At 56.4% G+C, this 491-nt stretch carries 1 protein-coding gene; it reads right to left on the bottom strand.

The window, feature by feature from the left end:
- Positions 1 to 491: PhoH family protein (locus A3754_RS07675; protein WP_197468554.1), on the bottom strand; the 491-nt coding region annotated here is incomplete at both ends.

Raw genomic sequence — 491 nt, 5'->3', positions numbered from 1 at the left:
TGTTGAAGCTCTTTTGCTCCACAGTCATTTCAATGGCCGCTGCCAGGGCCAGAATGGTTTTCCCTGACCCGGCCGCCCCGGTCAGGGTGACGATGTGCACATCCGGGTCCAACAACATCTGCAGGGCAAGGGCCTGCTGAATGTTCATCGGTTTCAGTCCCCAGGCCTCTTGCTCCATCAGACTATCCGCCTTGTAATGGCGGAGTGTCACCACACCGTTATCCACCGTCATCACCCGGCCAACAAAGCCTTGTTCATCGATGATGTACTGATTGGGATAGACCTCTTCACCCAGAATTTCACTGACCAACAGCCCGTGTGACAGATGATGCAGGGTGTCCACGCCCACCTGCTCGGTTTCCACCTGGGTGACCTGATCCCAGAACGAGCCAGGCACTTCAAAATAGCCCCGGGTCAGCTGCTTGATGTCCGACACCAGTTGGTCGTTGTGATAATCCTCCGACTCGATACCACAGGCCCGCGCCTTGAGG

Source organism: Alcanivorax sp. HI0083 (assembly GCF_001635175.1).
Note: the sequence above shows the minus strand (reverse complement) of the source record. Positions and strands in the feature narration are given on the sequence as shown.